The organism is Okeania sp. SIO3B5, from assembly GCF_010692555.1.
Taxonomy (GTDB): Bacteria; Cyanobacteriota; Cyanobacteriia; order Cyanobacteriales; family Microcoleaceae; genus Okeania.
Map to the genome: position 1 here is coordinate 1 of NZ_JAAHHG010000405.1, position 9,333 is coordinate 9,333.

Consider the following 9,333-nt stretch of genomic DNA (forward strand, 5'->3'; position numbering starts at 1 on the left):
TAAAATTCATATTATTAGCTAAAATTAACAATAATATAATTTTATAATAATTGAAAGTATTTTGGCAAAATTTATTTACAATTAGCAACATCTACATATTTGAGAACAGACTATATCTAATGTCTTTTCACTAAGTTATAATAATTTTCTTGTTTAGGCGATCGCTTAAAAAAAATGTAGCGATCGCTCTATTTGCCATACGCTATATATAGTGTCTTTGCGTAAGTCCTGTTGATATTTTATTTCTTTAATATCAAATCCGATAGTTTCTGAATAATATAAGCTTTAAGCGTTCAGCCATCAGCTACATTTTATCCATACTAGGATGTAATTTAACACTCATTCCCGCCCAAGGAAGATTATGTTCTGTACGAGTTACCAACCTTGCTTTACCAGTAACTAAATCGTACTTAACAAATTGACCATTAAATATCGCAAATAATTGATCGCCGTAAAAATCTAGACTACCAGAATTCTTAATTCCACTAGCACCACCAACAGCAATAGGAGTACCATGATGATTAAGTCGCATCAGGTATCTTTGCCGATTATTATTATTACCAAAATCTGAATATGCTCTGCCCTTACTATCAAAAGCTAAACCACCACAATAAAAAGGATAATAAGATTTATAAGACATAATAACTCTTCCTGCACCAGTCTTTACATTTACTCTGAATAATGTTTGAGGGCCCATGGCATAAAGAGCTTTTCTATGTTTAGAAAAAGCCAAACTAGCTACTTTACTATTACCTAATTTACCAATAATTGTAGTTTTGGCAGTAGTGGGATTTATTCTGACTAAATCTGTTGTTTTTTGGTCGCGCCACCGAATACCATAGAGTATATTTCCACAAAAAGCAATATCAACTATGTGCATACCCATAGAACCAATTAAGACTGTTTTTCCTGATTCTATATCTAGAGTATAAAGATTACTTGCTTTGCCTTTAGAATACAAATCTTGAATATAGATTAATCCTTTAGTATTTTTATAAACTACGTCTGATGTGTCTGGAAGTTCTGAGGGAGAAACTACGTCTAGGTCTTTTTGTTCTATATCGGTGGGCAGTTCCGATGACTCTGGGTACAATAGGAGACCTGATGGGGATGCTTCCTCTGGCAGTTGGATTTTTTCGACTACATCGGTTGATAATTCCGAGGAGTCCGGTTGTGACTGTACTGGAGGGGATGCTTCCTCTGGCAGTTGGATTTTTTCGACTACATCGGTTGATAATTCCGAGGAGTCCGGTTGTGACTGTACTGGAGGGGATACTTCCTCTGGCAGTTGGATTTTTTCGACTACATCGGTTGATAATTCCGAGGAGTCCGGTTGTGACTGTGCTGGAGAGGATGCTTCCTCTGGCAGTTGGATTTTTTCGACTATATCAGTTGATAATTCCGAGGAGTCCGGTTGTGACTGTGCTGGAGAGGATGCTTCCTCTGGCAGTTGGATTTTTTCGACTATATCAGTTGATAATTCCGAGGAGTCCGGTTGTGACTGTGCTGGAGGAGATGCTTCCTCTGGCAGTTGGATTTTTTCGACTATATCAGTTGATAATTCCGAGGAGTCCGGTTGTGACTGTGGTGGTTCTGACTCTGGCAGTTGGATTTTTTCGACTATATCAGTTGATAATTCCGAGGAGTCTGGTTGTGACTGTGGTGGTTCTGACTCTGGCAGTTGGATTTTTTCGACTATATCAGTTGATAATTCCGAGGAGTCTGGTTGTGACTGTGGTGGTTCTGACTCTGGTTTTTCTTCTGACTTTTCCAGGGCTTTTGTCTTCTGATTTTTTGTCTTTTTTTTCTTTATACCACTAAATAAATTAGTGTTTTTTTTGAGGGAATTAAGAATAAAAGATAAATCCCCTTTCTCTTGCCGATCTTTGAAATTTTTCATCTCAAACTTTTTTAATATTAAAGGGTTTAGAAATAGACATCTCCTTAAATTAAAATTTAACTACTGTTTTACAAGAGTTATAGATTAATTATCGGAGATATCTAATTAGAATCAGGACTTACGCATGAGGTAGGAAAAACTAGGATTTGATATTGCTTTCCGTCCCGGAATACTTCGCAAACCGTACGAAAAAAACTGTAGAAAATCGATCTGAGCTTTTATCTTGATATTGGATTAACCAATACTGGCTGTACGGCGCAGCTCACTATTCCCTCGGCACTAAATGCCTCTGGGAATTTCTTTCTGATTATCTGAATACTGCCATTGATGTCAGCATTGATCGCTTTACCTGTTGCACTTCTAAACAAACCACGTTTGACTCGTTTTCCCACATACAATTCATGCTTACAGGGCAATTCCAGGTCAATAGCAGATGTTTTACTGGTGTAACAATCTTGCTGTTTCAATGACTTTTATCCCAGCCAGTTGACACTTATAAGTTATCTGTTGAATTAACTTATAGTGAGGTATTTGAGTAAAATTTTGGTTGTTTTTTTTGCCGATATTTGCACCTTGTTTCCAGTTATCATTTTTTCCTATGACTACAGTACCAATATTATTTGTGGTTAAATACAAGGGCCACTAAGAAACTGGTGTTATGCAGATAATTGGAAACAAAACGATTTCTATGATAACTTAATGCTTCAATATATCCGGCTAGTTTTTCTGTTGCCTTTGAGATGACTACAGTTAATTACCCTATCAGTCGCTTCGGACAAAAATACCTTGTATTGCTTGACTACTCCCCGCAGCTGTTGCCGAGGGGATTCTAAGTTGATACTACGCAACAGGATAAATCCGTGTTGCTTCGTCTATTCTTAGCTGACCAAAGATATATTCTTTGGGGACAAGTCAAAGTGCCCCTACACAGTCGGCTTAAGCCTAAACCATGCTTTGCTGCTTACTTTTGTCTAAACATTTGTATATCCAGATAATAGGACAGGACAAGTGAAGTTGTCTAGTCTAAACAACTCGCTTGTTTTAATCCCCCGGTTAAAACACGGGGGCTTTCAACGTCGCTTTTCGGTAAGTCCTATTTACAGCGCTTTTGCTCATTGAGAAACCACTTCTTCACAGGCAAAACCTTGTAGGAACGTTCCATAAAACGTTCCTACTTTGGTCTACCCAAATGAAAACCGCTGTAAGTTATACTAAACTAGGAGAAGCTACAGGTTGTCCTATTTCAGTTTCATCAGTGATTCCTACTGCAGGCGATCCTGCTAGAGCTGTTAAACCAACTGCTTCAGCATATTTTAAGTAAGTTTCTACTGAAGCAATAACTATCCTAGCTTCAACTGCAAGTAATTCAATACCCACTAAAGAAAGACGAACCCAGGCATCTATGACAACACCTTTGTCAAGAATCCGGTCTACGACTTCAGCTAGACTGGAAGATGAGTTAACTTTTTCTACTGCCATAATTTTGATTTATTCCTTGATTTCAAAGTATTGAACTGCTTAGGAACTCCAAACATAATCATGCAAATTAGTTCGGAAGCGTTGTAATTTGTCAGTCAATTCCTGAGCCATTAATACTCGCTCGGAACTGAATTGTCCCTGAAGTTGCAATACTTCAAGCTTAAGTTCTGATACTTCTTGCTTGCGTTTAGCAATATCTTCTAACCGATCCTGACGTGCTTGTTGTTCGTACAAACGCAGTGCTTCAACATAGTCTTCTAAAATTTTCCGCACTTGTTGATAACGTTCGGCATTATCCAGTTGTCTTTGCTGTTTTTCTGCCGAACATGTTTCCTGCAGTTTTGTCACAAACTCCTGTAGCATAGTATGAAGCGCCTTAGCTTCTTTGTCAAGCTCTTGTCTAGTCTTGTCAAGCTCTTGTCTAATAGTGCTAAGTTTCGCTTGAGTTTGTTGTCTGTGCTGGGCTACCTCTAGTTTGCGTTCGGCAATTTCCGTTAATCTTTGCGACCGCTCTTTTGCCCAGATATCTTGGAGAGCCATAATTAAAGTTATACCTTTGTATTAATTAAGCTCCAGCAGCAGCAGGTTCTTTTACTCCTACTGCTTCCATTGGTTTATCGTCAAAATCAATAGCTTCTCCTGGTGCTGCTGCTAGAGCTGTCAAACCAACTGCTTCAGCATATTTTAAGTAAGTTTCTACTGAAGCAATGACTACCCTAGCTTCAATTGCCAGTAATTCAATACCTACTAATGATAGACGAACCCAAGCATCTATGACAACACCTTTGTCAAGAATCCGGTCTACAACTTCAGCTAAACTAGAAGATGAGTTGGTTTTTTCTACTGCCATAATTTTTATTCCTTAATTTTCAACAAGAATCAGTTTAACATTTTTCTAGCTTGGTTTAGCAACTATTTGATTTTTTAGTTTACTTTCAAGTAGACGCTGGTGACATCTCCCACACTAAGCTGGCGCTATAGTGTGGGCTTCTCGTTTCACAGCCCCGGTATTCCGTCGGGCTCCACGAGCTTTAAGGACGGAATGCCCTACCGCCCTATTTTTTATATTTATCGCTGCATTCCAGTCGCGGTCTATTACAATACCGCAATGTGGACAAGAATGAGTTCGTATGTTTAATTCTTTGGGGATTTTTTCCCCACAATTTGAGCAATCTTGGCTAGTATTTTTGGGGTTCACTCCTATAGTTTTCTGTCCAGCATTTCCAGCTTTGACAGTTAAAATAGTTAGGAATTGTCCCCATCCAGCATCGTTAATTGATTTACTCAAACGGGTCTTTGTTAGCCCTTTAATGTTTAAGTTTTCGTGGGCGATAACTTCAGCTTTTGATAACAATTCATTGGCTGTTTTGAAATGAAAATCTTTACGTTTATCGGCAACCTTTTTATGTTGTTTGGCAACAGCTTTAACAGCCTTGAGCCACCTTTGACTTCCTTTTTTCTTTCGAGATAAACGTTTCTGTAAAGTCTTTAATCGCTGCTGAGATTTTCGATAGTATTGAGGGATGGGGACTGATTCTCCTTCACTTGTTACTAAGAATTCCTTCAACCCCATATCAATTCCCAGAGTATTTTTTAATGCAGGTTCAACTTTAGTTGTTAAAGCTGGAACTGATTTGTCTTCTAGGGATAAAGTCACATAATAACCATCTGCTTTACGACTAATCGTCACAGTTTTAATTATAAACCATTCTGGTATTGGACGATGCTGAATTAACTTTACATTTCCAATTTTGGGCAAACTAATTTGATTTTCTTCTATGCAGTCTTGTGTGATTTGAGGATAAGTAAAACTGCGATAACGTCCTTTTCCCTTAAATCTTGGTTTCCCTAATTTCTGTCCATTTTTGTCTGCTTTCAACCATCTATCAAAGGCAAGTTTTACCCGTTTGGTGCAATCCTGTAAAACTTGAGAATGAATTAGTTTGTACTCAGGAAACCTGTCTTTAGTATTGACCAAATCTTTTTTCTGAGAGTAATAATCTGGATTATCCCTGAGTCTGGGAATTGGCATCACCAAGGGGCAAGCATTAACCGGACAGCGATTTTCTTCCCACCAGGAGAACCGCTCGCCTAACCTATAGTTGTACTGCCGACGCAACAATTCCAACCACATTTCTATTGTGGCTAACTGTTTTTTATTGGGCCTTAATCTATATTGGTAGGCAGTCCGCATGGTGGAAAATTTCCGGGGTTATTGCAAAATAATTATACAAGTTTTTCAACTAGGGCGAAAGCTTCTGCTGGGATAGCATACAAATTGAATGGGCATCGAACCTATTCAATTTGCTGCCGATTCATCTCACACCAAATCTGCATATTATGGTGTGAGGCTTCTCGGCGATTCAGCTAAATATTAGGATGCTGAGATCATGATTGACAGAGATTTTTAAGTCTTAGTTAAATATAACATTTTACTTGTCATTCTGATGATAATTTTCATATAGCAGGGAACAGGGAACAGGGAATAGGCAACAGTGGGAAAAACATTTCTTTTTGTTTCTTGCTATACAAAATGATAAGGTGGAAGTGGCTCACTCAAACTAATTTGCCAATAAGAACACTCAGCTTGCCAAGTTGGTAATTGTTGAGTAGTTAGAACTTCTACCTCACGATTAGCCAACAAATGGACCTGTTTCGTTTTCTCCTGTGTGCTATCTTTGCAGACTGCTTTGGGATACTCCTTGAGAATTAATGGACATATTTTTTCCCACTGTTGACGTTGTTCAGTTTGAAAAGCTTGCTGTTGTTGAAATTGTTGTTTTTTAGCTAATAAATAAGCTTTGCCACGAGCATCACTAATTTCTAGACTAGAAGGAGGAGAAACTGGAGAAAAACTCACAGTATATTCTACCTTTTCTTGTAGTTGAGCCAAAATTGTCAGGTATTGCTGCTGGTAATTTTGTAAGTGATTAATAATATTTTCAACAGCGGCAAAAGCATTTCCAAATCTGAGTGGTATTAGGGGAGTTTGCTGAAATATTTCTCTAATTACCCGATCGTGGGTTAATACTCCTTGGAGTAATTTTTCGTCTGTTTCTTGTATTGCTTCAATAGATATGTCTGCTTCAGTTATAGCAGCCAGATTTTGATCTGCAATTAATTCGACTTCCTGTTTCATACCTTTTGGCAATGCTAAGGATGATTTGGGTAAATTAACGAAAGCGTAGACATAACATGACATTTTAGATGCTTGGCGTGATAAAAGTCAATTTTTTTTTTGCTCGTAGGTTGGGTTGAGGAGCCTCCGTTAGCGCAGCTTATCCGTAGGATAAACCCAACACAAGTAATACCGTTTCACGGAAGTCAAAAGTCAAAAGTCAAAAGTAATATCATGTTCGGATAATCAGTTATAAATAAAATTTAATGACTGATAGTATCGACAGTACCAAAGAAATACTGAAATTCTCTTTACTTTTCTCCAATATAGCGCTGTGCGCAGGCAACAGGCAACAGGCAACAGGCAACAGGGGGAATGAATTGCTGATAATATAAGATTTTAGCTATTTGGCCCCTCCTGCAATTTGTAAATATACCAGCGCTCATTGCTATATTTCCTCTTTTTCTCCTTTCTTCCCTCCTGAGGACTGACTCCTGACTCCTCGCTAAGTTATTTATAAGTATTCAACCGAACATGATATAATACCGTTTCACGGAAGTCAAAAGTCAAAAGTCAAAAGTAAGATTCGATCGGCTCAAAACTTGACTAAAATGGTACAAGAATTTGTTGGGTTTCACTGATTCAACCCAACCTACATTATTCTACTTACTAGAATCAGAGTTAAAATTATGAGACTGTTTTTGATTCACTAGAGCGTTGTAAGCAGTAGTAAAGTGAGCATTTGTAATCCTGATTTGGCTTGGAGACTCAATCTCTTTAGCACTATAACTACGAACAGCAGCTAAAGCCGCTTGATTAGTTAACAATGCCAAATCTGCTCCATTCCAACCTTCGGTACAACTTGCCCAATCATTCAAATTTACTCCTTGCAGTGGGCGGTCTTGATTATGGACTTTCAAAATTGCTAAACGACCTGCTCTATCTGGCAAGTCCACCTTTATTTGCAAATCTAATCTTCCCGCCCGCAGTAATGCTGGATCTAGAGCATCAGGGCGGTTAGTTGCTCCTACCAATAATACCTGAGTACAGTCGCGTAAACCATCTAATTCTGTTAATAGTTGACCAACTAGGCGATCGCTCACTCCAGAATCTCCGATAAATTTACCACGGGCAGGAGCTAGAGTATCAATCTCATCAATGAATATCACACAAGGTGCAACCTGTCTAGCTTTAGAAAAAAGTTCTCGTACTGCTTCTTCTGCTGCTCCCACCCATTTACTGAGCAACTCTGGTCCATTGACAGCAATAAAATTAGCTTGTGCTTGGGAAGCAACAGCTTTTGCCAATAAAGTTTTTCCGGTTCCTGGTTCACCCCATAATAAAATTCCCTTGGGAGCTTTTGCCTTAGTTTGTTCATATAATTCTGGATAGAGCAATGCTCCCTCCACTGACTCTTGTAATTTTTGTTTGATCGTATCCAGACCACCAATATTTTGCCAACTTACATTAGGCACTTCTACGGCCACAGACCTTAACACAGAAGGTTTAATTTCTTTAATTGCTGCCAGAAAATCAATTTGCAATAAACTCATATTCTCTGGAGTCGGACTATCCAAAGATGGAACTTGACGACGGAGAGCTAAATAAGCTGCTTTTTGACACAAAGCTTTTAAGTCAGCACCCACTAACCCAACTGCCATATCGGCAACTTCTCCCAAGTCAACAGAACTATCTAATGGCATAGACTTTGTCATTATCTGCAAAATTTCTAATCGTCCATTGCGGTCTGGAATACTGAAATTAATTTCTCGGTCAAATCTCCCTGGACGACGGAGGGCAGGATCTATATGATCTGGGCGATTTGTTGCTGCTAAAATTAGGACACCCTGATGTTCGATAAATCCATCCATTAGTCCCAATAATTGGGCGACTAATCGTTTTTCGACTTCTCCTTCGACTTTGCTACGGTCTGGAGCAATACTATCAATCTCATCTATAAATACCAGACAAGGAGCAGATTGTGTTGCTTCGGTAAAAATTTTACGTAACCTCGCTTCTGCTTCTCCATAATATTTGCTGATTACTTCTGGTCCGTTGATTGCAATATAATTGAGCCTCAGTTCTTCTGCTATGGCCTTAGCTGTAAGAGTTTTACCTGTACCTGGCGGTCCAACTAATAAGACTCCCCGAGCTGGTTCTATTCCTAATTGTGATAATAAATCTGGGCGTTTGAGCGGAAGTTCTATTACTTCTCTTAATTCTTGAATTATTTCGGACATACCTCCAATGTCTTTGAGGGTAGGTCTTGATTTAGTTGCTGGAGGTGGGGGAGTAAAGTTAGTTTGTTGTGGAGTTCTATTTTCTGTGAAACCGTCAGTTTCTTTTGAGGTGGGTGCTGGGTTTGTGTCTGGGTACGGAGTAGTAAAGTTAGTTTGTTGTGGAGGTCTGGTTTGTCTGACAGGTTGTCTTATTTGGGTTTGAGAAGGGCCTCTTCTTCTTGGTATGTTAGTGTTAGTTCTTCTGGGAGTATTGTTAATAGTTCGAGACTGTACTTGGTAGGAAGTTTTTACTTCCCCTGTTTCGGATTTTTCTTCTAGAACTTTTGCCAATTCTATTATTTGTTTTAAGTCTAATCTTAAAAAATTATTCATTGTTTTAATTTTTGATAGTTAAAATTAGTGCTTGTCAGTTATGAAAGTTCTTTAATCTATGAGGTACCGTTTTAGATCCCCCCTAACCCCCCTTAATAAGCTATCCCTTATAAGGAACTCCTCAGACACCGGGACACGGAGACGCACCAGACACGGGGACACGGAGAGCAGGGGAGAAGGGGAGCAGGAGAGAAGGGAAAAATAGTCATAGCATCTAAGTAAAA

8 protein-coding genes and 1 pseudogene are annotated in these 9,333 nt (G+C 38.8%); all 9 read right to left on the bottom strand.

Annotated elements, in window-relative coordinates; translation table 11 throughout:
- Positions 1–304: 304 nt before the first annotated feature.
- The 9 genes and pseudogenes from F6K54_RS33455 to F6K54_RS33495 all read right to left on the bottom strand — a co-directional run bounded on the left by F6K54_RS33455 (position 305) and on the right by F6K54_RS33495 (position 9,109).
- Positions 305–1,900, bottom strand: coding sequence for a hypothetical protein (locus tag F6K54_RS33455; RefSeq protein ID WP_293087759.1), 1,596 nt, complete (start codon positions 1,898–1,900; stop codon positions 305–307).
- A gap of 218 nt (positions 1,901–2,118) precedes the next feature.
- On the bottom strand, positions 2,119–2,367 hold the full coding sequence (locus F6K54_RS33460; RefSeq protein WP_293087762.1) for a hypothetical protein: 249 nt from the start codon (positions 2,365–2,367) through the stop codon (positions 2,119–2,121).
- Complete coding sequence (locus tag F6K54_RS33465) at positions 2,339–2,536, bottom strand: IS200/IS605 family accessory protein TnpB-related protein (protein ID WP_293087765.1); 198 nt, start codon at positions 2,534–2,536, stop codon at positions 2,339–2,341. Before F6K54_RS33465 ends, F6K54_RS33460 begins: the two co-directional genes overlap by 29 nt.
- 570 nt (positions 2,537–3,106) lie before the next feature.
- Complete coding sequence (gvpA, locus tag F6K54_RS33470; RefSeq protein WP_293087767.1) at positions 3,107–3,379, bottom strand: gas vesicle structural protein GvpA; 273 nt, start codon at positions 3,377–3,379, stop codon at positions 3,107–3,109.
- Positions 3,380–3,418: 39 nt separating this feature from the next.
- Positions 3,419–3,919 carry a hypothetical protein gene (locus F6K54_RS33475; RefSeq protein WP_293087770.1) on the bottom strand — a complete coding sequence of 167 codons (501 nt, stop codon included), beginning with the start codon at positions 3,917–3,919 and terminating at the stop codon, positions 3,419–3,421.
- Between the two features lie 100 nt (positions 3,920–4,019).
- A pseudogene (gene gvpA / locus F6K54_RS33480) lies at positions 4,020–4,229 on the bottom strand (gas vesicle structural protein GvpA); the annotation flags it as partial.
- A gap of 114 nt (positions 4,230–4,343) precedes the next feature.
- Positions 4,344–5,573, bottom strand: a complete 1,230-nt coding sequence (locus F6K54_RS33485) for a transposase (RefSeq protein WP_293087772.1) — start codon at positions 5,571–5,573, stop codon at positions 4,344–4,346.
- 330 nt (positions 5,574–5,903) lie between these two features.
- Positions 5,904–6,581, bottom strand: a complete 678-nt coding sequence (locus F6K54_RS33490) for a GvpL/GvpF family gas vesicle protein (protein ID WP_293087774.1) — start codon at positions 6,579–6,581, stop codon at positions 5,904–5,906.
- Between the two features lie 578 nt (positions 6,582–7,159).
- The gene (locus tag F6K54_RS33495) at positions 7,160–9,109 is read right to left on the bottom strand and encodes an AAA family ATPase (protein ID WP_293087775.1); all 1,950 of its coding nucleotides are present in this window, start codon (positions 9,107–9,109) and stop codon (positions 7,160–7,162) included.
- Positions 9,110–9,333: the final 224 nt, after the last annotated feature.

Coding starts and splice junctions, on each gene's coding strand:
- F6K54_RS33455 (WP_293087759.1), bottom strand. CDS start 1,900: ATGAAAAATTTCAAAGATCGGCAAGAGAAAGGGGATTTATCTTTTATT.
- gvpA (WP_293087767.1), bottom strand. CDS start 3,379: ATGGCAGTAGAAAAAGTTAACTCATCTTCCAGTCTAGCTGAAGTCGTA.
- F6K54_RS33475 (WP_293087770.1), bottom strand. CDS start 3,919: ATGGCTCTCCAAGATATCTGGGCAAAAGAGCGGTCGCAAAGATTAACG.
- F6K54_RS33485 (WP_293087772.1), bottom strand. CDS start 5,573: ATGCGGACTGCCTACCAATATAGATTAAGGCCCAATAAAAAACAGTTA.
- F6K54_RS33490 (WP_293087774.1), bottom strand. CDS start 6,581: ATGTCATGTTATGTCTACGCTTTCGTTAATTTACCCAAATCATCCTTA.
- F6K54_RS33495 (WP_293087775.1), bottom strand. CDS start 9,109: ATGAATAATTTTTTAAGATTAGACTTAAAACAAATAATAGAATTGGCA.